Here is a 24,030-nt window from a genome sequence, read left to right as displayed (position 1 = left end):
AATTTTGCAATTGAAATCTATCTTTTTTCCTGTTGTTTGCTGAACGACCCGGAATGTGCGCCGCGTGAGACCGAACAGGACAAGTGATGGATACTCAAGTTGCCCGCCTTGTGCGAAAAACACCGCTCAGCCCCGACACCTCTGACTTCTGTTTCGAGATCGAAAGCGGGCGCTTCACCAGCCTCGAGCCCGGAGCGCATGTAGACATCCATCTTGAAGACGGTCTGATACGGCAATACTCGCTGTGGAGCTGGAGCCAGGATGGACGCCTGATCAACGTGGCCGTCAAACGCGAAGACAAGGGGCGAGGCGGGTCACTGGCGATGCATGACCTCCAAGAGGGCGCGACCGTGGAAATCGGCGGCCCCCGCAACCACTTCAAACTTGAAAGCCATGATCGGCACGTCACTTTGATCGCAGGCGGCATCGGGGCCACTCCACTGGTTGCAATGGCACGTGAGCTGCTGAACCGAGGGCAGGATTTTCGTGTCTATTATCTTGTTCGATCAAAAGAATACGCGGCGATGGATGCACAATTCCGGGCGCTTGGACTGGATGAATGGTATCATTTGCATTGTGATAACACAGACGGGGTGTTCGACCTGAGATCGGTCATGCAATCGATGCCGATGGGCGCAGACGTTTATACCTGCGGCCCTGAACCGATGCTGAATGCGGTACTGGAGGCTGGTGCCTTGCTGCGCGGCGGCGCGATACACTTTGAACGGTTCGCCGCCGCGTCGGACATTGAACACGCCCCGAACGCCGATTTCCAGATCGAGATCCAGTCGACCGGTGCTGTCTATCCCGTTGGCAAGGACCAATCCATTCTGGAGGTTTTGCAATCCAATGGTGTGCAGGTTGATTTCGGCTGCTCCGAAGGGCTTTGCGGAACATGTATCGTGGATGTCGTTTCCGGCGAAGTCGATCATCGCGACGGTATACTTACCCCGCAAGAGCAGGAAACGCATGAGTTCCTGTGCACATGCGTTTCGCGGGCCAAGTCGGGTAAACTGGTATTGAAACTGTAGAAGGAGCCACATTCATGCCCTTTACTTGTTCTCGCTAACACCTGTTTCGAGTAACCGTGAGCGTCGTTTCAAGTTGCATATGTGTCGGAATCTTGGGTGAGCTGCCCTAACCTCTGTCATAGGTTTCCCCGAATTGAACGGCGCAACCACTTCTTGCGAAGCTGCAACCAGGTTCAACGGCAGACAGACTTGCCACTTCGAGCCAACAGCTTTTGCAAGCGAGAACAATCCGGGAGGAAAAGAGCGGTGGGCGATCCCACATGGTGTGTGGTCTTCCCCGTAAATCTCAGCTGAGTTGCAGCCAACTCGCTGATCGTTTGGTGCATTGGGCATGTTATTTTCGCCGTCCCGCGCGGTGCACCCCAAGCCGAAATCAGAAGAACAAGAAATGGCGAACACACGGAGGAAAACGCAATATGTCGATACCCGATCCATTCACGGACGTTGAGATAAAGACGGCGGATGCCGGTTTTTACGAAAATTACAGCGTCCCAATTGCCCTGATCAGCAAGTCCATCATGGTCGCGCTGGTTTTGTGGGCACTGATCTTCCCAGCAAACGCAAACGGTACGCTTGGCAGCCTAAACGGGCGGTTGCTTGAGCTTTTCAACAGCTTCTACATTGTCATTGTCGGGTTGTTCCTCGTTTTTCTGGCCGTTGTCGCCGCTATTCCATCCACGGGTCGCCGTGTGATGGGAACACCCGGTGAAAAGCCCGAGTTTTCGAACTTCTCATGGTTCTCCATGATGTTCGGCGCCGGCCTGGGTGTTGGTCTGATGGTTTTTGCAACCGCAGAACCGTTGGGGCTATGGGGTTCGAACCCCGAAGTCGTGTCCGAGGCGGTCGTGGGAAATACACCCGAAGCACTGCAGTCGGCTTACCGATATACCTTCTTGCACTACGGGTTTCACGCTTGGGCCATCTATGTGGTTACCGGGTTGTCGCTGGCATATTACGCTTATACCCGCGACATGCCTCTCACCATCCGCTCGGCGCTGACGCCCCTGTTTGGCCGCTTCGTCAATGGCTTCTTCGGCCATGTGGTTGACGTTTTGGGCGTTGTTGCAACGATCCTCGGTGTTTCTGTCACCATCGGCTATGGTGTCAGCCAATTCATCGACGGGCTTTATGCCATCACCGGTATGGAATGGGTCATGGATCTGGGTGGCGAAGTTCCAACCCCAAGCAAAGTGGGTCTGATCGCCGGTCTGGTCATCATCATGAGTCTGTCGATTATTTCGGCCGTATCAGGCGTTGGTCGTGGTGTTAAATACCTGTCGAACCTGAACCTCGTATTGTCGATCATCCTGTTGGGCACATTTATCGTCTTCGGCTCGTTCGTCTTTGCCATGACCACTTATGGCACAGCAATGGTCGACTATATTCTGCATATCCTGTCGCTCAGCTTTAACGCCTATGGTCCACTGTCAGTTGAAGCCTTCGCTGCGGCTCTGCCCGCCGAAGCACAAGCCCATGCCAATGATCTGATGGGCGGAGCTACCAATGCGTGGGGCAGCTTTGACGGTTTCAAGAGCGGCCTGGAAGGGGCAGCAGCCGAGTTGGATGAAGCAACGCTGGCGGCCGTTTATGCGGCGGGTGAGCAGGGGCGTCAGTTCGGCTGGCAGTCGGGCTGGACCACGTTCTACTGGGCCTGGTGGATCGCGTTCTCGCCCTTTGTGGGCTTGTTCCTTGCCCGTATTTCGAAAGGACGGTCTGTCCGCGAGTTCATCGTGGGTTGCGTGTTCGCTCCGGCGTTGGTGTGCTTTGCTTGGATGACGGTTTTGGGCGGCACCGCGATCGACCTGGAACTGGCAGGCGCTGCAGAAGGTGCGATCGTCGGAGCATCAAACACCAACAAGCTGTTCGTGACCCTGTCTTACATGATTGACGGAGGTCTGTTGTCATTGCTGAACGTGATGTGCGTGATCCTGATCATGACATTCCTCGTCACGTCGGCAGACTCGGGCATTCTGGTGATGAACACCATCATGTCGGGCGGCAGCCAGGAGACGGGCATCAAGCACCGCATCATCTGGGGTGTCATCCTGACGGCTGTGATTGGCGCGCTGGTCCTCGCAGCGGGCGAAAACAACCCGATGGATGCTCTGCGAAACGCAATGATCATCGGAGCACTGCCCTTTACTGCTGTAATGGGTTTGATGTGTATTGCATTGGCCAAAGCTTTGTTCCGCGACAGTCAGCGTGACAAACATGCCGCGACAGGTGCACAAGCCGCCGAATAAGCAAATGCTTAGCTTATGACGTGATCAGGCCGTCTGGAATTGGGCGGCCTGATTTTTTGCGTAGACACTGGCCACGACCCTCAAACAACGAAAAGGTGCTGGCCAGCCCGACTGTGGCGAGACACCAAAACCATATCTCAACGAAAAAGCCCCGGTAAATACCGGGGCTTTTGAGCATCATTTCGTGAAATTCCTACATGCAGGCTTCAACGGCGCGTTTGGTCATGACCGACACAAGATGCGCCCGATATTCCTTGCTGCCATGTAAATCAGCGATCATGTTGGCAGGGTTAATCCGAAGGTCCATCAAGGCGTCCGGGCGGAACTCCTTGTTCAGCGCCTGCTCGGCTTCGCTCCAACGGAAGACGCCGTCCTCACTTGCCCCGGTCACCGCCACGCGCACGCCGTCCGTGAAACGGGCCAGATAGACCCCAACAAGTGCAAACCGCGACGCTGGCTGCAGGAACTTCTGATAGCTTGCCGCCTGCGGAACCGGAAAGCGGATCGAAGTGATGATCTCTCCTTCTTCCAGGGCTGTGGTGAACATGCCTTGAAAAAAGTCATCTGCCGCAATTTTACGCGCGTTGGTCACCACGGTTGCGCCCGATCCCAGCACGCCCGCCGGATAACAGGCTGCCGGGTCATTGTTTGCAACCGAACCACCGATGGTTCCACGATTGCGCACTGCCGGGTCGCCAATTTGTCCAGCCAATGCCGCCAGCGCGGGATAAGATCCTGCAGCGTCGCGAGCAACGACAGCGTGGGGTGTTGCACCCCCAACTGAGACCGAGCCGTCATCATCAACGCAGACGCCTTGCATCTCTGCTATGCCGCCCATCGACACCAGTTTGGACGGTGCCGCCAATCGTTGTTTCAATGTCGGGATCAGGGTTTGCCCACCTCCCAACGCTTGCGCATCCTCTGCTGCCAATGCTGCAACCGCGTCAGCAATGGTCGAGGGCTTCTCAAACTCGAAATTGTACATTTCGTTCTTCCTTTCCGAAAGGCGCTGATCCGCCCTTCATCTGGCTATAAATATCCCGGGGAGCGCGAGGGGCTGGCCCCTCGCTCCCCAACCTCTCAACCATGCATCGCCGTCCAAACGCGTGACGGGCTCATCGGCATGTCGATATGATCAACAGCCTTTCCGCCCGAATTCAGTGCGTCCAGAACCGCGTTGACCACCGCCGGCGGCGAACCGATCGCTCCGGCCTCGCCGCAACCCTTCACACCAAGCGGATTGTGTGTACAGGGCGTCTGGCTTGAATGATCGACGCTGTAGAACGGGACGTCATCAGCGCGTGGCATCGCGTAGTCCATGAAGGACGCGCTCAGCAGTTGGCCATTCTCGTCATAGGCACAGTTTTCAAGCAAGGCTTGACCAATGCCCTGACCAATACCGCCATGCACTTGTCCATCAACGATCATCGGATTGACGATATTGCCAAAGTCATCCGCAGCCGTAAACTTCTCAATCGTGACCTGACCTGTGTCCGGATCAACCTCGACCTCACATGCATAAGCCCCTGCCGGGAAAGTAAAGTTGGCCGGGTCATAAAACGCGGTTTCTTCCAGTCCCGGTTCAACTTCCAGCGGATAGTTGTGCGGGACATAAGCCGTGAGGGTCACATCTCCCCATGCCACCGACTTGTCGGTCCCCGCAACACTGAACTGACCGTCCTTCAGCTCGATATCCGCCTCGGACGCTTCCAACAGGTGGGCGGCGATCTTCTTGGCCTTGTCGATCACTTTTTCGGTCGCCTTGACCATCGCCGATCCACAAACCGCCAGCGAGCGTGAGCCATAGGTGCCCATGCCAAACGGGATCTTCGAGGTGTCACCATGCACGATCTCGACCATCGACTCGTCGATGCCGATCATGTCGGCCACAACCTGCGGGAAGGCCGTCTCATGCCCCTGACCATGGCTGTGCGCGCCGACCATGACGCTGATCGAACCGGTGGCATTAACCCGAACGGTCGCGGCATCATAAAGACCCGCCCGGGCCCCCAGCATGCCAACGATGTTCGACGGCGCGATACCGCAGGCCTCGATATAGCAGTTGACACCCAGGCCCCGCAGCTTGCCGTTGGCCTCGCTTTTTGCACGGCGGGCGGCAAAGCCTGCCAGATCGGCAGCAGCCTCAAGCTTGTCCATTGTCCCGTTGTAGTCCCCGGTGTCGTAAGTCAGCGCCACTGGCGTGTCATAGGGGAACTGCGTGACAAAGTTCTGGCGACGCAGGGCGATCGGATCCACACCCAACTCGCGGGCGGCCTTGTCGATGACACGCTCCAGCTGGAAGGTTGCTTCGGGGCGGCCAGCGCCGCGATAGGCGTCCACCGGCACCGTGTTTGTAAACATCGCCTTCACATTTACCTGAATGACCGGGGTCTTATAGTTGCCTGCCATCAGCGTCCCGTGCAGCCATGTCGGCACCGAGCTGGAGAAGGTCGAAAGATAAGCGCCCAGATTGGCATAGGTGTTGGTCCGCAGCCCGATAAAGTTGTTATCCGCATCCAGAGCCAGTTCAATCGTGCTGACATGGTCACGACCCTGCGCATCCGACATGAACGCCTCGGACCGGCTGGCGGTCCACTTGACGGGGCGGTTGCAGGCCTTGGCGGCAAAGGTGCAGAACGCTTCTTCCGCATAGTGGAATATCTTGGTGCCAAATCCACCACCCACATCCGGGGCCACGACGCGGACTTTATGTTCCGGCAAACCCAGAACGAAGGCGCACATCAACAAGCGGATGACATGCGGGTTCTGCGAAGTGGTATAGAGCGTATATTCATCCGTGCCCCGGCTGTATTCCGCCACAGCCACGCGCGGTTCCATCGGGTTGGCGACCAGCCGGTTGTTCACCAGATCCAGCTTGGTAACGTGCGCCGCGTTGGCAAAGACGTCGTTCACCTTTGCGTCGTCGGCCTCACCCAGCTGCCAGTCGTAGCAGATGTTGTTTTTCAGATCGTCATGAACCAGCGTCGCGCCTTCCTGCGCGGCGGATTTCATGTCGATCACGGCGGGCAGTTCCTCGATATCCATATCAATAGCCTCAGCCGCGTCACGGGCCTGTTCCAGACTGTCAGCCACCACGGCGGCAATGGGATCGCCCACGTGGCGCACCTTGCCCTGTGCTAGAATGGGATGTGGCGGTTCCTGCATCGGTGCGCCGTGCTTGTCGGTCACTTCCCAGCCACAGGGCATTCCGCCCACGCCTTCAAAGTCTTTGCCGGTGAATATCCTGACCACGCCGGGCATACCCTCGGCCGTTGATGTATCCACAGAATTGATCCGCCCATGCGCGATGTCGGACCGCAGGAAATATACGTAAGCCTGGCCACGTACATTGATGTCGTCGGTGTAGTTGCCTGCTCCGGTCAGAAAGCGGACGTCCTCGCGCCGCTTGGAGCTGGCTCCGATGCCACTGTCTTTGGGCATTGCTTGTTCTCCTCCCATAAACGGATGCTGTTGCACCCTTCACTTGTCCCACGGGCGCAACATTTACGCCCGCAGCGGCATCATTCCGCGGCGATACTGCCGACGTCCTGGCCAGAGGCGGCCATGATCGCCTTGACGATATTGTGGTACCCTGTGCAGCGGCACAGGTTGCCTTCCAGGTATTTCCGGATTTCGGCCTCAGATGGGCGCGGGTTGTCTTTCAGCAGCGCTGCGGCGCTCATCACCATACCCGGAGTACAGAACCCGCATTGAAGGCCATGATGATCCTGAAAGGCTTGCTGGATCACGTTCAGCGAACCGTCCGCATTTGCCTGACCTTCGATGGTGCCAACATCAGCGCCGTCGGCTTCAACCGCCAGCATATTGCACGACTTCACGGCCTGACCATTCACATGTACAACGCAAGCGCCGCACTGGGCCGTATCACAGCCGACATGCGTGCCCGTCAATGACAGTTGCTCGCGCAGAAAGCCGGACAGTAATGTCCGACCCTCGACCTCGCCGCTTACGGCCTTGCCGTTCACGGTCATGGAAATTTTCATGACTTTCTCCTCCCTGAATTCCAACGGTTCAACCGCCCAATACGCGCTTGAACCAACCTTTTTTTGCTTCGCCTTCTTCATCTTCGGCCGAAGGTTCGGCTTGAACCTGATCCGAGGTTTCCGGATCGGGCGTTTTTTCCGGTTCGACCGCGTTCTGAAAGTTTTCAAAGAACCGGTCGGCCATTTTTCTGGCGACGCCATCAATGACCCGGCTGCCAAGCTGGGCCAGCTTGCCACCGACACGTGCGTCGACGGTATAGGTCAGCAGAGTACCTTCGGGCACATCAGACAAACTGACATCGGCCGCACCCTTGGCAAAACCCGCAGCCCCACCCTTACCTTCACCCGAGAGCTTCACGCTTTCAAGCGTTACGATATCAGAAAGGGTAACGGCCCCTTTGAAGGTCGCTTTGACGGGGCCAACTTTCTGCACCACCGTCGCTTCGAACCCGTCATCGACCGAGCCCGTCATTTCCTGACATCCCGGAACGCATTCTTTCAGAACCTCAACCGACAAAAGCGCATCCCAGACCTTGGATCGCGGCGCGGCGATGACGCGGCTGTCGCTAAGCTCCATTTCTCTTCTCCAGGTGTTTTTTCTTACGCTACGTGGTGTTTTTCGCCCTGCCTATTAGACCTTGGGTGTAGGTGACGCCGAGCCGGTCTTATGTACGACTTTGGGCCAGTAGGCGCAGATTACTTTCGTTGTTAGGATTGGGTAAGCTGGGGACAATCTGATTGAAAAAAGGCAATACCAAATGCTTGCTGACTCCGTTGTAAGGTCTGGCTTCGAGAAAGTGCTGATCGTCGATGACCACCCCCTGTTTTGCGACGCGCTGTCGATGACCTTGCAAAGCGTGGCGCAGATCGGCGAAATCCATACCGCAGACCGACTGGAAGGCGCGATGGAACTTCTATCAGGGGGGCTGAAACCGGACGCGGTCATGCTGGACCTCAACCTGCCGGATGTGGAAGGGCTGGACGGCCTTGTCCGTCTGAAGGCTGCTGCGAATGCCCCGGTTATTGTGGTGTCCTCGATGACGGATAATCGCGTTGTCAGTCAGGTGATTCAGGCGGGTGCATCGGGTTATGTACCCAAGCATAGCCAACGCGATGTGTTTCGCCTGGCATTCGAGACAGTGCATTCCGGCAAAGTTTTTGTGCCCGAAGGATGCGTTCTGATCAATGTTGAAGAGGATGAACACGCCGACGCGGTCAATCGGCTTGCGACACTGACAAATCAGCAAGCCCGCATCCTGCAACTGATTTGCGAAGGTAAACTGAACAAGCAGATTGCCTATGACCTGTCCATTGCGGAACCCACGGTCAAAGCGCATGTCACGGCAATCATGCGGAAACTGGGTGTGCAAAGCCGGACGCAAGCCGTTCTGATTGCAAAGAAAGCTTCGTTTGCCAGCGTCTTGCAAGACCAAGGCTAAGCGTCATACTCTCACCACATCGTCGCGCTTTAGGGAGGAGGCTCGATGGACCAAGCAGTCGGGTGGGCGACAGCCCGGACCGGTGCAACAGGCATCGTCAAAACGGCTTTCGTGCGTTACGACACCGGGCAGGCGCTTGGGGTGCTCGAACGTCAAATCGGGGCTGAGCCACTTGCGCTGGTGATATTGTTCGTCAGTCCGAACGCGGACGCCGCTGCGGTCATTGCCAAAGCCGAGCAGGTGTTTGCGCCTACGCCGGTGGTTGGCTGCACCACCGCCGGAGAACTTGCGGATAGCGGTTATTGCGAAGACCAGATCGTCGCAATCGGCCTCCCGCAATCCCATTTCGACACGCGTACGGTCCTAGTTTCCGATCTGAACGATTTTGAGGCGGAAAGCATCATCAACGAGATGATCCACAACCGAAATGCCATGATGGTCACGGCGCCCGACTGGAGCCATGAGTTTACGTTCCTGATGATCGACGGATTGTCGACCAAAGAGGATGCGTTGACCTCCGAGTTGGCCGTCGGCTTGGGGCCGGTGCCATTGTTTGGCGGATCGGCCGGTGATGGAACCCGGTTCGGGCGTACCTATGTGCTGCATCAGGGCAAGGCACTGAGCAATGCTGCCATACTGACTCAGGTTCGTACGCGGTGCCCGATCAAGGTGTTCAAAACGGATCATCTGGTTCCAACGACCCGGCGTATGGTCGTAACCAAGGCGGATCCGGCAAAACGCATCGTTCAGGAGATCAATGCCGAGCCCGCCGCCCGCGAGTACGCCCGTATCCTTGGCAAGGATCCGGAACAACTGACGACATTCACCTTTGCGGCGCACCCCGTTGTTGTGCAGATTGGTGGGCAGCATCACGTCCGCGCCATTCAGCAGGTGGCGGGCAACGGGGACCTTGTCTTTTTCTCGGCCATTGATGAAGGGCTTGTGCTGACGCTGGCCGAACCAAGGGACATGGTAGAGCACCTTGAGGAAGAAATCGGCCTTCTGACCGAGAAACGGCAACCCGACACAATTCTGGGCTGTGATTGCATTCTCCGCCGACTGGAAGCGCAGGAAAAGCAAAAGACACGCGAAATCTCGGACATTCTGGCCCGCAATCACGTTGTCGGATTTTCAACTTACGGAGAGCAGTACAACTCTATCCATGTGAACCAAACTCTGACGGGTGTTGCGATTTATCCGCCCGAGAAAGAGTAACGCATGATCGAGCATCTTACAGATCCCACGGACTCGGTTGACCGCCAGAACGAGAAACTTCGCAAGATCGCCGAAGCGCTGATGCGTCGGGTAGAAGAATCCACCGATGCGTCAGGCGCAGCTTATGCGCAGTTTCAGCGTGCGGCCGTGCTTGAACAAGAGGTCCGCGCCCGGACGAATGATCTGGAACGTGCCCTTGAATTGCTGAACGATTCCAATGCCAGATTGGCACAGGCGAACAAGGACACCGAAGCCGCACGCGCGGATCTGGCCAATGCAATCGAAACGGTGCAAGAGGGGTTTGCCCTTTTCAATCGCGACGAAAAACTGGTGCTGTGTAACAGCCGTTTTGGTCTGCATATGCCCGACATTCAGGAGCGGCTGAGCCCGGGATTGAGCTTTGCCGAATATGTCGAACTGGTCAGCCGATCAGGGTTTCTGTCCCTGCCTGAAACAATGACACCGACAGAATGGGCCAAAAGCCGCCTGGATCGGCACACGGACGATCATGTGGTGTTCAACGTCCGGCTTGTTGGCAATCGGTGGTCACAAGTGTCCGAACACCGCACGCCGGATGGCGGCACTGTTATTCTGCAAACCGATGTGACCGATATCATGCGGATCGAACGGCAGGAGCGTGACCGGATACTGGATGACAAGGCCAGGCTGATCCGCGCAACGCTTGAACATATTGAACAGGGCGTTTGCATTTTTGACAACAAACACCGTCTGATCGGGTGGAACAACCGCGCTAGCGAGTTGCTGGCCATTCCAATCGCACAGTTTCAGACGGGAACCCGGTTTGAATCGCTGTCCAATCGCCTTGGCGCGAACATCAGGTTCCAGAAGGGGGTAACGGAAGCCGATCTTCTGAACTGGGTGACGCGGCAAACCTATCGCCGTCCTCTGCAATTTCAGATGCACCGTGGAAGGTCGAAGATACTTTCTGTTTTTGCGCAGGAAATGCCCGACCGCGGTTTTGTGATATCCTTCACCGATGTAACCGCAGAACGAAAATCCGCCCAGGCCTTATATGAGGCCAAAGAATTGCTGGAACAGCGCGTAACATCGCGCACGATGGAACTGGCTGACGCTTTGAACGAGGCCGAGCGTGCAAACGCATCCAAGTCGCGATTTGTGGCAGCGGCCAGTCACGACCTGTTGCAACCTCTGTCAGCGGCAAAGCTTTATGTTGCATCGCTGGGCAGCGGTCTGGACAAAGACGACGCAAGAACCGTTGCAGGAAAGGCTGAAAGTGCGCTGAACAGTGTTGAACACATTCTGGAAGCGCTGCTGGATATCTCGAAACTTGATTCAGGGCGGGCCACCGCGCATTTGTCGACCATAACAGTGAGTACGCTGTTTTCGCAGATGGAAGATGCGTTTCGCCCGGTGGCGCAGGCAAAAGGGCTTGAGCTGTCTTTTGTTGACACGAACGCGCGCGTGACCAGCGACGCCAGCTATTTGCGTCGGATTTTGCAGAACCTGCTTTCGAACGCGATCAGGTATACCGAGGCCGGAAAGGTTCTGGTCGGAGTGCGGCGTCGCAAAGGCGCAATTGCCTTGCAGGTCTGGGATACAGGTATCGGTATCGCGTCAGACCAAAGAGACCTCGTCTTTCAGGAATTTCAGCGCCTGCATTCTGATGCCAGCGCCGCAGAGGGTATGGGATTGGGCCTTGCAATCGTGGAGCGCGCCTGTGGGCTGTTGCAACATCCAATCCAGCTGTATTCCGAAGTAGGCAAAGGAACTGGATTCTCGGTCGAAGTTCCGTTGGCGCAGGAAGAGCAGACCATTTGCAGCAGCGCCCCTGCGGCCCGCGATCCGGGCTCCAAGGTCCTTGGTAACACGGTCGTATTGTTGATTGAGAATGATGAAAACCTCCGTAGTGCACTGACCATGACCATCGAATCCTGGGGGGTTGAGGTTCTGGAGAGCGAAAGCGAAGACGAAGCAATCAATCTACTTCGTGAAATTGACATTCTGCCTGACGCAATAGTTGCCGATTTTCAGTTAAATCACGATAGAACCGGTGTTGACGCGATACATGCCCTGACGCACGAGTTTGGCCCTCTGCCCGGCTGCATTATCTCGGCCAACCGATCACCTGAACTGGCCGAGCGTTGCAAGCGCGCCAATCTGCCTTTGCTCTACAAACCGCTAGATGCGCAACTACTGCGCTCAACGCTGGAATCGTCGATTGCACGCCGCAACTGAGCGGCGTCAATCTGTGACCGGTTCAGATTGAACCAAGGGTCTTCCCCTTGCCGAAACAGCTGGTTAAGAAGTTCTTCCAGCGTCGTTTCAGGAGGCCCCATTGGACCGTATCGCCCGCACCATCGCCACCGAGATTAATGCACGATCCGAGCAGGTCGGTGCCGCGATCAAGCTACTGGACGACGGAGCAACCGTGCCTTTTGTCGCCCGGTATCGAAAAGAAGCAACCGGAGGATTGGACGACACCCAGTTGCGTCTGCTGTCCGAGCGGCTGACCTATCTGCGCGAGCTTGAAGCGCGGCGTGAGACCGTCCTGAACTCGATCAAGGATCAGGGCAAACTGACAGAAGATCTGAGCCAATCCATAGCACGTGCCGAAACCAAAGCGCAGTTGGAAGACATTTATCTGCCATACAAGCCAAAACGGCGCACCAAGGCGATGATTGCGCGCGAAAATGGGCTTGAACCTTTGGTTGACGCTATTCTGGCGGACCGCAACTGCGACCCTGAAACATTGGCCGCGGCGTACCTCACCGAGGCGGTAACGACGACCCGGGATGCATTGAACGGCGCGCGGGACATTTTGACCGAGCGGCTGACGGAAAACGCCGCACTGCTGGGCGAATTGCGCAGCTTCATGCAGCGCGAGGCTCTGCTCAGCGCAAAGGTCATCGAAGGCAAGGAAAAGGACGGCGCAAAGTTCAGCGACTACTTTGACCATGCCGAATTGTGGGCAGACGTGCCGTCGCATCGGGCATTGGCGATGCTGCGGGCATCCAAAGAGGGCATCGTCACGCTGGATATCGCGCCTGAACCGGAATTTGGTGCCGCGCGGGCCGAGACGATTGTTGCCGCTCATCTACAGACACGTGGCACGGGGCCGGCAGACGCATGGTTGCGCAAAGTCGCGGGCTGGACATGGCGGGTAAAGCTTTCGCTGTCCATGATGGTCGAACTGATGGCTGATCTGCGCAGCCGGGCGCAGGACGAAGCCATTCAGGTCTTCTCGCGAAACCTCAAAGACCTGCTGTTTGCCGCGCCGGCAGGTGCCAAGGCGACATTGGGTCTGGATCCGGGCATTCGTACGGGCGTAAAGGCTGCTGTCGTTGATGCGACCGGCAAGGTCGTTGCCACTGACACCTTGTACCCATTTCAGCCGAAAAATGATTTGCGTGGCGCACAGGCCAGTATCCTCAATCTGATATCTGCTCATCAGATCGAACTGATCGCAATCGGGAACGGGACTGCCAGCCGTGAAACCGAAAAATTGGTTGCAGACACTCTTGCGCTACTACCCAAGAAGGTGAAAGCACCAACAAAAGTGGTGGTGTCAGAAGCTGGGGCTTCGGTCTATTCCGCCTCTGAACTGGCTGCGCGCGAGTTTCCGGATCTGGATGTCTCGCTACGTGGTGCGGTCTCGATTGCGCGCCGATTGCAGGACCCTTTGGCCGAGCTTGTAAAAATCGAACCGAAATCCATTGGTGTCGGCCAGTATCAGCATGATGTGGATCAGCATCGCCTGTCACAGTCGCTGGATTCCGCGATCGAGGATGTGGTGAATGCTGTCGGGGTCGATCTGAACACAGCGTCCGCCCCTTTGCTGTCACGCGTATCAGGTCTGGGGCCAGCGCAAGCCGAAGCGATTGTCACCCACCGCGATCTGAATGGGCCCTTCCTATCGCGGAAGGATTTGCTGTCCGTCGCCCGCCTTGGACCGCGCGCGTTCGAACAATGCGCCGGCTTCCTGCGCATCAGGGACGGTTCCGAGCCGCTGGATGCGTCTTCGGTACACCCCGAAGCCTATGACGTTGCGCGCCGGGTTGTTGCCGCCTGCGGCCGTGATATCCGAAGCATCATGGGCCATAATGGCGCTTTAAAGGGGTTGCGGGCGGAACAATTTGTAACTCAGGATTTCGGCCTGCCGACGGTTCGGGACATCTTTGCCGAACTTGAAAAGCCCGGACGCGACCCCAGACCCAGTTTCGTCACCGCATCATTCACCGATGGTATCGAAGAAATCACCGATCTGAAACCCGGAATGGTTTTGGAAGGCACAGTCACCAACGTCGCGGCTTTTGGCGCTTTTGTGGATATCGGTGTGCATCAGGATGGGCTTGTTCATGTCAGCCAGCTGGCGGACCGGTTTGTCAAAGATCCGCATGACGTGGTTAAGACCGGGCAGGTGGTTAAAGTACGTGTTGTCGATGTTGATGTCCCGAGAAAGCGCATTGGGTTGACCATGCGAAAACAAAGTGGCGGCGGACATCGTCGCGCGTGATCGCAAAACGACGCGTGATGAAGTGCGCTGCCTTCTTGAAACCGCGTTTTGAGGGGCGTCAGCTTAGTATCTTGCACGTGGTTCAATCCATGATTACGACTGGGACGACCGGAATGAAGGTGATGTTGGCGCTACAGAAACGGCTGTGCTAATTGATCTTTTCTTTCTTGAAAGTTCGAAAAGACCGGGGTTGTCGCGGTGGGCTGGTTCGTAGTCTCTTGTATAACGTCTGAAGCACAACCTTGGCCCAATGCGGATCTGTAAACTTCCTGAGCTTCACCTTTTCGTAAACCAGAGGGTATGCATGACACATGTCGTGACACTGAATGCCGGATCGTCTTCGATGAAGTTCGGCCTGTTCGAACTGACAGAAGACGATCCAATCATGGTGTGCACCGGTGTGGTCGAACGGATCGGCGAGCCTGAGCCAACCGTCAAGGCGCGGTCATCTGGCGGCGGAGTTCTGGCGAATGGCACGGCAGGAGATATTCACGATCATGCCGCCGCCCTGGACTGGGTACTGAACCTGTTGTCACGTGCCTTCCCCAGTTGCGAGGTCACCGCGGTTGGGCATCGTATTGTTCACGGCGGACCTGAGATCGATACGCCATTGCCGTTGACCGCCGCTGCTTTGGAGGAGTTGGACAAGCTCTCTCCGTATGCACCTCTGCACCAGCCGCACAACCTGGCTGGCGTCAAGGCAGCTATGGAACGCTTTCCAAATGCCGCCCAGATTGCCTGTTTTGACACGGCCTTTCATCGCAATCACCCCTGGGAGAACGACGTATTCGCCCTGCCGCGCGAGTATTACGACAAAGGCGTCCGCCGCTATGGTTTTCACGGGCTTAGTTATGAGTACATCTCGGACCATTTGGCCAAAACCGCGCCACTTTTGCACGCGGGGCGGGTTGTGGTCGCGCATTTGGGTAACGGTGCGTCGATGTGTGCCATGATCGGGGGGCGATCCGTCGGTTCGACCATGGGGTTTTCGTCGTTGGACGGGCTGCCGATGGGATCACGTTGCGGTCAGCTCGATCCAGGTGTTTTGTTGTATCTGATGGATCAGGAAGGGTTGAGCGCCTCAGAGATTTCCGACCTTCTGTTTCGCAAATCAGGTTTGCTGGGTCTGTCCGGACTTTCAAGCGACATGCGCACTCTTGAAAAAGCAGATACCCGTGAAAGCCGACAGGCCATCAGCTATTTCACTTTCCGCATCCGCCGCGAACTTGGGGCAATGGCCGCAATATTGGGCGGTATTGATGCCCTGATCTTCACTGGTGGTATCGGAGAAAACTCGCGTCTTGTACGCGACAGGGTATGTTCCGGAATGGGGTGGCTGGGGATTGAACTGGATCCCGATGCCAACGCGGACAATGATCGGATAATCTCGACAAATCTGTCCCGTGTGGTGGCCATGGTTATTCCGACAAACGAAGAGCTGGTTATTGCCCGTGCTGCCGCAGATCTGTTGACAAATCGATCCCATCGGAAAAGTGCTTAGCCCGGCTGGTACGTCCAGCGATACGAGGGTGGGGTCGGCCCTTTGTTGCGACCACCTTGCTGCATCTGCTCCCAGGCATGTGCCAGAATACCCACTGATCGGGACAGGCAGAAAAGGCCGCGCGCCAATGGTGGCGCAAACCCAAGCTCGGCATAAATAACTGCGGTTGCGCCATCGATGTTCATCGGGACGGGTTTACCCTTACGCCGCGCAAGCTCTGCCTCGATCTGCTGCGCAATGCGCATGACCTGCCCATCGCAAGCACCGGTTTTCACCGCTTCGGCGACCAGTTCCATCAGGCGCGGCGCACGAGGGTCTGTGGGTGTGTGAAACCTGTGACCAAAACCCGGAAGTATCTTTCCGTGGCTTTCGATCCTCGCATTGATTGCCTGCTCCAAAGTGCCAGGGTAAAGGCCCACAAAGTGGTAGAGTTCCACGGTTTGCTCGCCAGCCCCTCCATGAATGTCGCCCAACATGTTCACGGCGCTCGCCATCGCGTTGTTGAGAGGCAGGCCACAGGTCACCGCCATGCGCGCGGTCGCAATCGATGGGGCCTGCGGACCGTGGTCGACTGCCGCGACCAGCGCGGCTTCGAACAATTGGGCCTGCGCTTTTGATGGGTGGTCGCCGCGTACCATGAACCAGATCATCTCCGCGAAACCCAGGCGTCCGATCAGGTTTTGAATCGGCTCTCCGCGCAGGTCGATCCGGCCAGGTTCCATATCGATGATGGATGTTGCCCACCAATCTGACACATCGTTCATATGATCCCCTCTCTGCGCAGCGCGTCGATTTCCGCGTCGGTCAATCCGATTTCAGACCACACTGCCTTGTTGTCGGCCCCAAGTTTTGGTGGCGCGATTTGCGGCATTCGCCGGGTGCCATCCATTACGACGGGACTACCTGCAAGCTGCATCTGTTCGCCGTGAACCTGTAAAGAGCCAATCAGACCGCGATCGTAAAGTTGCGGGTCTGCAAGGGCCTCTGGTACGGTCAGAACTTGCCCAGCTGGAACACCCAAAGCGTTTAATTCACTCACCCATTCGGCCGCAGCCTTCGTTTTCAGGGTTCGTTCCAGTTTTGTACGTAAGGCGTGGCGGTTTCTTTTGCGGTCTTCGCGCGTTGCGTAATCAGCGTTGTCCAGAAGATCATCCCGCCCCAGACAGCGGGCAAGTGCCTGCCATTGCTCGTCCCGATTGGCCGCGATGTTGATCGGGCTGTCCAGCGTGGCAAATGTCCCTGAGGGGGCCGAGGTTGTGTTCTCATTCCCGTGTGCTCCGGGTGTTACGCCGCCCACCAGATAATTTGAAACAACCCAGCCCATCGTCGAAATTACGGCTTCGGACATCGCAACATCCAGATACGCGCCGCGCGGGTTGGCGTTCAATGCCGCCGCGACTGCAAAGGCAGCCGTCATCCCCCCGACCGTGTCTGCCAACGGATAGCCGACGCGATAAGGTGCCGTGTCGGGGGCGCCGGTGATTGACATCACGCCGCTGATACCCTGCACAATCTGGTCATAAGCCGGATCGCCGCGCCGGGGGCCATCCTGCCCGAACCCGCTGATGGCGCAATAGATCAGGTTGGAATTGACGTTGCGCAGAACTTCGTAACCAAGACCAAGACGATCCATTACTCCGGGCCGGAAGTTTTCCACCAGAACATCGGCTGACTGGACAAGGCGTTTCAGCAGCGCCTTGCCCTTTTCCGATTTCATGTCCAGCGTGACAGATTTTTTCCCGGCATTCTGCGCCAGAAAACTGATCCCCATCCCCGCCTTGTTTCTGGCAGGATCGGCTCCCAGAACGCGAGCAAGGTCGCCACCATCGGGGCGTTCGACCTTGATCACGTCGGCACCCATCAATGCCAGTTGGTAGCAGCAATACGGACCCGCGAGGACATTGGTCAGATCGAGAACCCGTATTCCCGCCAGCGGGTCAGTCACCTTCGGCAACCCCTTCCGCCCGGGCCTGTGCACGGCGCGCGCGGTAGCTGGGCAGGAGCACCAGAAGCGCCGCGATAACCAGCAGACCCAGCGTCATCGGGCGTTCCCAGATAAAGGCGATGCCATCGTACAACTGCATGGACCGTGAGAAGTTGTCTTCCATCATGCCGCCGAGGATGAAACCAATCAGCAGTGGTGCCAATGGGTAATCAGCGAATTTCAACGCCGTTGCGCATACCCCAAAACCTACCAGTATCAGCAGTTCGGTTGCATTGTTCTGCCCGATATAGGCCCCCATCAGAGTAAAGAACAAAATAAAGGGGATCAGATAGTTGCGCGGCACCGAGAGAACTTTGGCAATGTAGGGGATCAGCGGCAGATTCAGGATCAGAAGCACCAGATTGCCAATGAACATGGACATGATGACCGCCCAAAAGATCTGCGGCTCGTCCAGCATAAGGCGTGGGCCCGGCGTCACGTTCAGCGCAATCAATGCGCCAAGCAGGATCGCCGTCGTACCCGATCCGGGAATGCCCAGGGTCAGCAGCGGTACGAACGAGCCGGTACAGGCGGCGTTGTTTGCTGTTTCAGGCGCGGCCAGCCCTTTGATTGACCCTTTGCCGAATTCGTCCTGCTCGGCTTTTGGGGCGATGTTACGCTCGACCGCATAGCCCAGAAAACTGGCAATCGTTGCACCGGCACCCGGCAGAACGCCGATGAAAAACCCTTGGATAGACTGGCGGCCAATCACCGGAGCAATGGCTTTGGCTTCCTCCCTGCTTATGCGCAGGTCCTTGATTTCGCCTTCTTCGCCCTTAAGGTCCTTGGGTTTGAGAACAAGAAACAGAGCTTCGGGTAACGCGAACATGGCCATTGCAAGTGTGATAAAGCCAAAACCCGACTGCAAATCCATGATGCCCATGGTGAAGCGGGGCATGTTGAACAGCGCGCCTTCGCCGACGGTTGCCATAATCAATCCAAGGATTGTCATTATGATAGCCTTGGCAACCTGACCTGTTCCCGCGAAAGCGGCAATGGCGGACAAACCGACAACCATCAGCGCGAAATACTCGGCCGAGTGGAAAAGCAACGCAACAGAGGACAGGGCAGGAGCGAAGACCATCAACAGCAACGCACCGAACGTGCCACCTGCAAAGCTCGCGATTGCGGCAATGGTCAAGGCTTTGCCCGCTTTGCCCTGACGGGCCATCGGGTAGCCGTCAAAGCTGGACGCGACGGTACCCGCGACCCCCGGCGCATTCAGCAGAATAGAAGAGGTCGAGCCACCAAAAATGGCGCCATAATACACGCCGGCCAGCAGGATCAGCGCGGCGGACGGGTCACCCATGGAAATTGCTACTGGGATCATGATGGCGATGATCGACATCGGGCCCAGACCCGGAAGCATTCCGATGAATGTGCCGATCAGACAGCCTGCGACGACCATCAGCAGGTTTTGCAGTGAGAATGCCGTTTGCAGGCCAATCAGAAGTCCTTCAAGCATGTCAGCCTCCGAAAATGCCGGGCAAGGGGCGCATGTAAATGCCAAGGATTTCCTGAACCAGATACCAGACTGTACCGGTGGCAATCAGGGCGACGAGAAACATGAGATGCCATTTGCGTTCGCCCAATATAAATGATCCTAAGATCAGGAAGGCCGAGGTTGAGATCAGAAACCCAACAGGGCGCAGGCACAATGCGTAGACGACCATCAGAACTAGCAGCATGATCGCCTGACCAAGATGGTAATCGCCCAACCGCCGATAATCGATTTCAGGTTCGCTGGGTTCAGCCTTTTCAAAGCCCAGCAGAATGATCGTGGCCGTGATGATGCCCAGAATCGACAGCACTTTGGGAAAAGTGCTTGGCCAGATGGGATTTCTTTGCATGAAAGGAGGCAGACTACTGTCCATCGTGAACCAAGCGGCGTAGCCATATGTTATACAAACACCCAGAAGAATGAGCGCGATCCAGCGATCCAGCGCCATGGGACCCCCTCCTTTTTTGGTCGTCAGAGATGGCAGAGCGGGTTACCGCTCTGCCAAAGTTGTATTCAGAGGAAGCCCAGCTTCTTCATCAGATCACCAATCTGTTGTTCTTGCTGCTCAAGAAATGACCGGAAATCATCGCCCGAGTTGTGGATGTTCACCCAACCGTTGCGTGCACGAACCTCTTCCCATTCCGGGGTGTCGTACATCTTTGCAATCGCGGCCTGATAGGCTGCAAGCTTGTCCTCGGGCAGGCCCGGGGCCGCGAAGAAGCCACGCCAGTTCACAAAGGTGGTGTCGATGCCCTGTTCTTTCATGGTCATCGCGTCTGGGGCGGCGTCAACACGATCTGCCGATGTAACGCCAATGATCTTGACTTCACCTGCGTTGGCCAAATCGACGGCCTCCGAAAAACCCGTAGACAGGGCTGCGATCTCACCGGACAGAAGGGCAGCCATGGCTTTGCCACCTGCATCATATGGGATGTATTTCACGCCAAGAGCATCCTTCCCAGCGGCTTCCATCACCATTGCTGCGACCAGGTGGTCCATGCCACCAGGAACTGAGCCACCGCCAATGGCCGTGTTGCCCGGGTCGGCGTCGAATGCAGCAAGTAGATCACTCATAGAGTTGATAGGGCTGTCTTTGCCGACAACAATTGCTGCGTAATCTCCAATCGTGCCCGACACCAACGTCAGGTCGCGGAAGTTGTGAGGGAACACGCCAGTCAACGAACGGATCACGATTGGCGTGGAGTTTACCATCAACGTCCCGTGGTTGCTGTCGGCGTTTTCAATCAGATAGCCGATGGCTTTGCCGCCACCACCGCCTGACATGTTTTCATAAGACGCGGTGCCCACAAGACCGGCGTTGGTAAGCGCTTCGCCGGTGCCGCGAGCGGTACCGTCCCAACCACCACCGGCGCCGCCGGGGATCAGAAAGTGGATGCTGTCCACCAGCTGGTCTTCAGCCAGAACGGGTCCTGCAAGACCTACAGCAGCAACAGCTGCGATCAGGGCGCGACGGCCCAGTTCGAAAGTTGTCATGATGTCCTCCCATTTGACAACGGGCCGCATGGCGGCTCAGATTAGGAAGAACAAAAACACACCAACCTGACATCAACCTGTCACGCGCGAGAATAGTATTAAAGCCCGATGAAATTTCTGCTTGTCGAAGACAATCTAGACCTCGCAAACGCGATCAGTTCCCGCATGAGGTTGGACGGGCATGTGGTTGATAACGCGTCCACATTAGGCGATGCAACTGCCTTTGTTGAAACTCAGGAATACGATCTGATCCTGCTGGATATCATGCTGCCGGATGGGGACGGTCGCGATTTCCTCAAGCGGCATCGCGCGAGCCATTTGGACACGCCAGTAATCGTTTTGACGGCCCGCAGTCAGGTTTCTGATCGAATCGGCTCGCTTGATCTGGGCGCTGACGACTATGTCACCAAACCGTTTGATCACGCCGAGCTTGAAGCGCGCTGCCGCGCAGTTCTGCGTCGCAAATCCGGGAATACGAAGACAACGATAGAAGTCGGCGGCATCGTATTCGACCCTCTGGCAGGCCATCTGACGGTGGGTGACGAGACCGTGTCGCTGCGTAACCGTGAACTGCGCCTGCTGGAATTGTTCATTAGCGCACCTGGTCAAGTTTTTTCGAAACAAAAACTAACCGACCGGCTGTTTTCTTATGATGATGATGTCTCTGATAACGCGATCGAAGTTTATGTGGGCCGCTTGCGCAAGCATCTAGAACCCTCGGACCTAAAGATCACCACGTTGCGTGGGCTGGGATACAGGTTGGATCATGCCTCCTGATCCCAATGTGTCAGGATCACTGCGGAACAGGCTGGTTCTGACACTGATCGGTGGCGCGGCCATACTTGCGTTCCTGCTGTTTGTCGCAGTACAAAACTATGCTGCGCAGGTCGCGCTACAGGGGCAAGACAACATACTTGGCGCATCAGTGGCCTCTATCCTCGATGCGGCCGCTTTGCGGGAAGGCGTGTTGGAGGTCGATATCCCGTATGCGGCCTTCGCGATGCTAAGCACCCCTGCGGACGACAGAATCTTCTATTCTATCTTTCAGGACGGGTCGTTTCTGTCCGGATACGAGGATTTTCCACCGACCATAGGACCGCATGACGGCAAGTCGCTTTTCAGGTTCAGCCAGATTCGCGGTGAAACCATTCGTCAGGTCAGCGCCAGCCGGACTTTGGTGGGATTGGATAAGCAAATCGAGCTCGTGGTCGCGCTGGGGCAAACGCAAGATGCGTTGGCGGAGACTCTGGACCAGATTTCGCGCAATGCGGCGATTCTGGGCGTAGGGTTCTTTGCCCTTGCCGCCGCTCTTTCCTTTTGGGCGACGTCCTCGACCATCGGGCAGTTGAACAGGTTGACAACCTCTGTCACCCGCCGTGGCCCACAGGACTTGAGCCCGTTCAAAAAGCCGGTACCCCGCGAAATGGCCCCTTTGGTTGCTTCACTGAACTCATTGATGGGTCGGCTTGATCAGTCACTGAGCCAGTCAGAAGATTTTATCGCCGAAGCGGCTCACCGCGTTCGCACCCCGCTAGCCACTGTCAGGTCATATGCTGATGCTACTTTGCAAAGGGTTGAAAAAGAAGAAAACCGCGAGGCGCTGCGTTCGATGGTGCGCGCCATTGACGAAAGCTCACGTGCAGCTGGTCAGCTGTTGGATCACGCAATGATCACGTTCCGGGCTGATCATCTTGAGCGGGAAGACATAGACCTGAACGCCTTGGTCCGTGACCTTGTGCAGCGCCTAACACCAATTGCCGAGATGAAGGACCTGTCACTGTCGCTTTGTGGCGACCCACAGGTCATGTATTCAGGTGACCCCATCCTCATTCAAAACGCCGTACGCAACATGATTGACAATGCACTGAAATATGCTCCGGCCGACAGTTCTGTTCGCATCGAAGTCACTTCGGAACCACGGGTTCAAATCCGGGTAAAAGATCGTGGCACGGGGTTCCCCATAAACGAAATTGACACTCTCACGCGCCGTTTCGAACGGGGTAAGAACGCAAGTGGCACCATCGGGTCCGGTCTGGGCCTGACCATCGCGCGGGACGTTGCAACAGCGCATGGTGGAACGCTTGACTTGTCCAACAGGCAGGGAGGCGGCGCTTGCGTTACATTATCGCTTTAGTCTTCCTTTGGTTTCCTGCTGTCACACTGGCGCAAATCTGGGAGGACCGGCAAGTATTCAACGCCGAAGCAGACGAGGCGCATATTCGGGTCATCTCGAGCACGGATACGTTTTTGTTTGAGCCTATGATTTCCGGTTTTATCAAGGAGAACCCTGACATTTCTGTCGAGTATATGGTGACGGGTACTGCCGACATCGATCGAATCGTGCGTGCCGCACCGGAAGATTTCGATATTGTCATTTCCAGCGCTATGGACCTGCAACTGAAACTGGCCAATGACGGATATGGACGCGTGATCGATGACATATCTCTGCCGTCCTGGGCGCAGTGGCATCGCAGTCTTTTCGCCTTCACGTTTGAGCCCGCGACCATCGTGATCAACCGTGCCGCCTTTTCCGGCACGCCTATCCCGGAGACCCGACAGCAACTGATCGAAGCACTTCGAATGCGACCGGACAGTTTTCGGGGCCGGGTGGGAACTTATGACATCCGCCAGTCCGGTCTAGGGTATCTGTTTGCGACGCAGGATGCCCGTGCGTCAGAAACGTTCTGGCGTCTGATGGAAGTCATGGGCGGTTTGGATGTGCGTCTGTACTGCTGTTCGGGTGACATGATTGACGACCTTGTTAAAGGCGAGATCGCCGTCGCCTACAATGTACTTGGCAGCTACGCGGATGCGCGCGCCGGGCACAAGGATACGCTTGAGGTTATTCTGCCGTCGGATTTTCAGACGACCATGATGCGCACGGCAATGGTGCTTGAAGGTACACCCGTACCTGAATTTGCCGCGTCTTTTGTCCGTCACCTTGTATCCAGTCAATCCAGCCGGGCAGGTGGCAGCCATACCCTCCCGCCTTTGGCGCCTTATGACACGGACGAAGAACGTGAAACGATCGGGCTGGATCCAGCGTTGATGACGTTTTTGGACAGATTAAAACGCCGCCGGTTTCTGGCCGAATGGGAAAGCGCGGTAATCCAGAGATAGCCC

At 56.5% G+C, this 24,030-nt stretch carries 19 protein-coding genes; 10 read left to right on the top strand and 9 right to left on the bottom strand.

Annotated features, from left to right (window positions below; translation table 11 throughout):
* Nucleotides 1–86: 86 nt before the first annotated feature.
* Together ACR0BF_RS18525 and ACR0BF_RS18520 are read left to right on the top strand one after the other, a co-directional pair.
* Nucleotides 87–1,031 (top strand): PDR/VanB family oxidoreductase, encoded by a 945-nt coding sequence (locus tag ACR0BF_RS18525; RefSeq protein ID WP_480625510.1) that lies wholly within the window; start codon nucleotides 87–89, stop codon nucleotides 1,029–1,031.
* A gap of 416 nt (nucleotides 1,032–1,447) precedes the next feature.
* The gene (locus tag ACR0BF_RS18520) at nucleotides 1,448–3,274 is read left to right on the top strand and encodes a BCCT family transporter (protein ID WP_480606824.1); all 1,827 of its coding nucleotides are present in this window, start codon (nucleotides 1,448–1,450) and stop codon (nucleotides 3,272–3,274) included.
* Nucleotides 3,275–3,467: 193 nt separating this feature from the next.
* Here the strand turns inward: ACR0BF_RS18520 and ACR0BF_RS18515 are convergent, their stop codons facing one another.
* The 4 genes from ACR0BF_RS18515 to ACR0BF_RS18500 all read right to left on the bottom strand — a co-directional run bounded on the left by ACR0BF_RS18515 (nucleotide 3,468) and on the right by ACR0BF_RS18500 (nucleotide 7,855).
* Nucleotides 3,468–4,259 carry an FAD binding domain-containing protein gene (locus tag ACR0BF_RS18515; RefSeq protein WP_480520520.1) on the bottom strand — a complete coding sequence of 264 codons (792 nt, stop codon included), beginning with the start codon at nucleotides 4,257–4,259 and terminating at the stop codon, nucleotides 3,468–3,470.
* Between the two features lie 95 nt (nucleotides 4,260–4,354).
* Nucleotides 4,355–6,715, bottom strand: coding sequence for a xanthine dehydrogenase family protein molybdopterin-binding subunit (locus ACR0BF_RS18510; RefSeq protein WP_480625509.1), 2,361 nt, complete (start codon nucleotides 6,713–6,715; stop codon nucleotides 4,355–4,357).
* Between the two features lie 80 nt (nucleotides 6,716–6,795).
* A complete protein-coding gene (locus ACR0BF_RS18505) occupies nucleotides 6,796–7,278 on the bottom strand; it encodes a (2Fe-2S)-binding protein (RefSeq protein ID WP_209507073.1) in 483 nt (160 codons plus the stop codon).
* Nucleotides 7,279–7,306: 28 nt separating this feature from the next.
* Complete coding sequence (locus tag ACR0BF_RS18500) at nucleotides 7,307–7,855, bottom strand: SRPBCC family protein (RefSeq protein WP_480520524.1); 549 nt, start codon at nucleotides 7,853–7,855, stop codon at nucleotides 7,307–7,309.
* A 181-nt stretch (nucleotides 7,856–8,036) separates the two neighbouring features.
* Between ACR0BF_RS18500 and ACR0BF_RS18495 the strand changes: the two genes are divergently transcribed.
* The 5 genes from ACR0BF_RS18495 (at nucleotide 8,037) to ACR0BF_RS18475 (ending at nucleotide 15,928) form a co-directional block, all read left to right on the top strand.
* Nucleotides 8,037–8,717: a response regulator gene (locus ACR0BF_RS18495; RefSeq protein ID WP_480484332.1), complete on the top strand. Its 681-nt coding sequence runs from the start codon at nucleotides 8,037–8,039 to the stop codon at nucleotides 8,715–8,717.
* Between the two features lie 45 nt (nucleotides 8,718–8,762).
* The gene (locus ACR0BF_RS18490) at nucleotides 8,763–9,932 is read left to right on the top strand and encodes an FIST N-terminal domain-containing protein (protein WP_480520526.1); all 1,170 of its coding nucleotides are present in this window, start codon (nucleotides 8,763–8,765) and stop codon (nucleotides 9,930–9,932) included.
* 3 nt (nucleotides 9,933–9,935) lie between these two features.
* Nucleotides 9,936–12,149, top strand: coding sequence for a hybrid sensor histidine kinase/response regulator (locus tag ACR0BF_RS18485; RefSeq protein ID WP_480625508.1), 2,214 nt, complete (start codon nucleotides 9,936–9,938; stop codon nucleotides 12,147–12,149).
* 100 nt (nucleotides 12,150–12,249) lie between these two features.
* On the top strand, nucleotides 12,250–14,427 hold the full coding sequence (locus ACR0BF_RS18480) for a Tex family protein (protein WP_480625507.1): 2,178 nt from the start codon (nucleotides 12,250–12,252) through the stop codon (nucleotides 14,425–14,427).
* A gap of 304 nt (nucleotides 14,428–14,731) precedes the next feature.
* Nucleotides 14,732–15,928 carry an acetate/propionate family kinase gene (locus ACR0BF_RS18475; RefSeq protein ID WP_480520532.1) on the top strand — a complete coding sequence of 399 codons (1,197 nt, stop codon included), beginning with the start codon at nucleotides 14,732–14,734 and terminating at the stop codon, nucleotides 15,926–15,928.
* Here the strand turns inward: ACR0BF_RS18475 and ACR0BF_RS18470 are convergent.
* From ACR0BF_RS18470 to ACR0BF_RS18450, 5 genes are all read right to left on the bottom strand, one after another.
* Entirely contained in the window at nucleotides 15,925–16,692 is a 768-nt protein-coding gene (locus ACR0BF_RS18470) for a citryl-CoA lyase (protein ID WP_480555355.1), read from the bottom strand. The genes ACR0BF_RS18475 and ACR0BF_RS18470 overlap by 4 nt on opposite strands.
* On the bottom strand, nucleotides 16,689–17,873 hold the full coding sequence (locus ACR0BF_RS18465) for a CaiB/BaiF CoA transferase family protein (protein WP_480520536.1): 1,185 nt from the start codon (nucleotides 17,871–17,873) through the stop codon (nucleotides 16,689–16,691). The genes ACR0BF_RS18470 and ACR0BF_RS18465 overlap by 4 nt, the downstream gene beginning before the upstream one ends.
* A complete protein-coding gene (locus ACR0BF_RS18460) occupies nucleotides 17,866–19,377 on the bottom strand; it encodes a tripartite tricarboxylate transporter permease (RefSeq protein WP_480477308.1) in 1,512 nt (503 codons plus the stop codon). The genes ACR0BF_RS18465 and ACR0BF_RS18460 overlap by 8 nt, the downstream gene beginning before the upstream one ends.
* 1 nt (nucleotide 19,378) lies before the next feature.
* Nucleotides 19,379–19,861: a tripartite tricarboxylate transporter TctB family protein gene (locus tag ACR0BF_RS18455; protein WP_480625506.1), complete on the bottom strand. Its 483-nt coding sequence runs from the start codon at nucleotides 19,859–19,861 to the stop codon at nucleotides 19,379–19,381.
* A 65-nt stretch (nucleotides 19,862–19,926) separates the two neighbouring features.
* Nucleotides 19,927–20,907 carry a tripartite tricarboxylate transporter substrate binding protein gene (locus tag ACR0BF_RS18450; RefSeq protein ID WP_480625505.1) on the bottom strand — a complete coding sequence of 327 codons (981 nt, stop codon included), beginning with the start codon at nucleotides 20,905–20,907 and terminating at the stop codon, nucleotides 19,927–19,929.
* A gap of 108 nt (nucleotides 20,908–21,015) precedes the next feature.
* Here ACR0BF_RS18450 and ACR0BF_RS18445 point away from each other — a divergent pair, with 108 nt between their 5' ends.
* The 3 genes from ACR0BF_RS18445 to ACR0BF_RS18435 are packed head-to-tail and all read left to right on the top strand — an operon-like array spanning nucleotide 21,016 to nucleotide 24,027.
* Complete coding sequence (locus ACR0BF_RS18445) at nucleotides 21,016–21,684, top strand: response regulator transcription factor (protein ID WP_267366073.1); 669 nt, start codon at nucleotides 21,016–21,018, stop codon at nucleotides 21,682–21,684.
* A complete protein-coding gene (locus ACR0BF_RS18440) occupies nucleotides 21,674–23,041 on the top strand; it encodes a sensor histidine kinase (RefSeq protein WP_480625504.1) in 1,368 nt (455 codons plus the stop codon). The genes ACR0BF_RS18445 and ACR0BF_RS18440 overlap by 11 nt, the downstream gene beginning before the upstream one ends.
* Nucleotides 23,020–24,027 carry an ABC transporter substrate-binding protein gene (locus tag ACR0BF_RS18435; RefSeq protein ID WP_480606797.1) on the top strand — a complete coding sequence of 336 codons (1,008 nt, stop codon included), beginning with the start codon at nucleotides 23,020–23,022 and terminating at the stop codon, nucleotides 24,025–24,027. The genes ACR0BF_RS18440 and ACR0BF_RS18435 overlap by 22 nt, the downstream gene beginning before the upstream one ends.
* Nucleotides 24,028–24,030 lie beyond the last annotated feature (3 nt).

Source organism: Ruegeria sp. AG7, assembly GCF_056541545.1.
Note: the sequence above shows the minus strand (reverse complement) of the source record. Positions and strands in the feature narration are given on the sequence as shown.

What these genes read in the sequence shown, in the direction of transcription:
- ACR0BF_RS18525 (WP_480625510.1), top strand. Translation starts at nt 87, where the DNA reads ATGGATACTCAAGTTGCCCGCCTTGTGCGAAAAACACCGCTCAGCCCC.
- ACR0BF_RS18520 (WP_480606824.1), top strand. Translation starts at nt 1,448, where the DNA reads ATGTCGATACCCGATCCATTCACGGACGTTGAGATAAAGACGGCGGAT.
- ACR0BF_RS18515 (WP_480520520.1), bottom strand. Translation starts at nt 4,259, where the DNA reads ATGTACAATTTCGAGTTTGAGAAGCCCTCGACCATTGCTGACGCGGTT.
- ACR0BF_RS18510 (WP_480625509.1), bottom strand. Translation starts at nt 6,715, where the DNA reads ATGCCCAAAGACAGTGGCATCGGAGCCAGCTCCAAGCGGCGCGAGGAC.
- ACR0BF_RS18505 (WP_209507073.1), bottom strand. Translation starts at nt 7,278, where the DNA reads ATGAAAATTTCCATGACCGTGAACGGCAAGGCCGTAAGCGGCGAGGTC.
- ACR0BF_RS18500 (WP_480520524.1), bottom strand. Translation starts at nt 7,855, where the DNA reads ATGGAGCTTAGCGACAGCCGCGTCATCGCCGCGCCGCGATCCAAGGTC.
- ACR0BF_RS18495 (WP_480484332.1), top strand. Translation starts at nt 8,037, where the DNA reads ATGCTTGCTGACTCCGTTGTAAGGTCTGGCTTCGAGAAAGTGCTGATC.
- ACR0BF_RS18490 (WP_480520526.1), top strand. Translation starts at nt 8,763, where the DNA reads ATGGACCAAGCAGTCGGGTGGGCGACAGCCCGGACCGGTGCAACAGGC.
- ACR0BF_RS18485 (WP_480625508.1), top strand. Translation starts at nt 9,936, where the DNA reads ATGATCGAGCATCTTACAGATCCCACGGACTCGGTTGACCGCCAGAAC.
- ACR0BF_RS18475 (WP_480520532.1), top strand. Translation starts at nt 14,732, where the DNA reads ATGACACATGTCGTGACACTGAATGCCGGATCGTCTTCGATGAAGTTC.
- ACR0BF_RS18470 (WP_480555355.1), bottom strand. Translation starts at nt 16,692, where the DNA reads ATGAACGATGTGTCAGATTGGTGGGCAACATCCATCATCGATATGGAA.
- ACR0BF_RS18460 (WP_480477308.1), bottom strand. Translation starts at nt 19,377, where the DNA reads ATGCTTGAAGGACTTCTGATTGGCCTGCAAACGGCATTCTCACTGCAA.
- ACR0BF_RS18455 (WP_480625506.1), bottom strand. Translation starts at nt 19,861, where the DNA reads ATGGCGCTGGATCGCTGGATCGCGCTCATTCTTCTGGGTGTTTGTATA.
- ACR0BF_RS18450 (WP_480625505.1), bottom strand. Translation starts at nt 20,907, where the DNA reads ATGACAACTTTCGAACTGGGCCGTCGCGCCCTGATCGCAGCTGTTGCT.
- ACR0BF_RS18445 (WP_267366073.1), top strand. Translation starts at nt 21,016, where the DNA reads ATGAAATTTCTGCTTGTCGAAGACAATCTAGACCTCGCAAACGCGATC.
- ACR0BF_RS18440 (WP_480625504.1), top strand. Translation starts at nt 21,674, where the DNA reads ATGCCTCCTGATCCCAATGTGTCAGGATCACTGCGGAACAGGCTGGTT.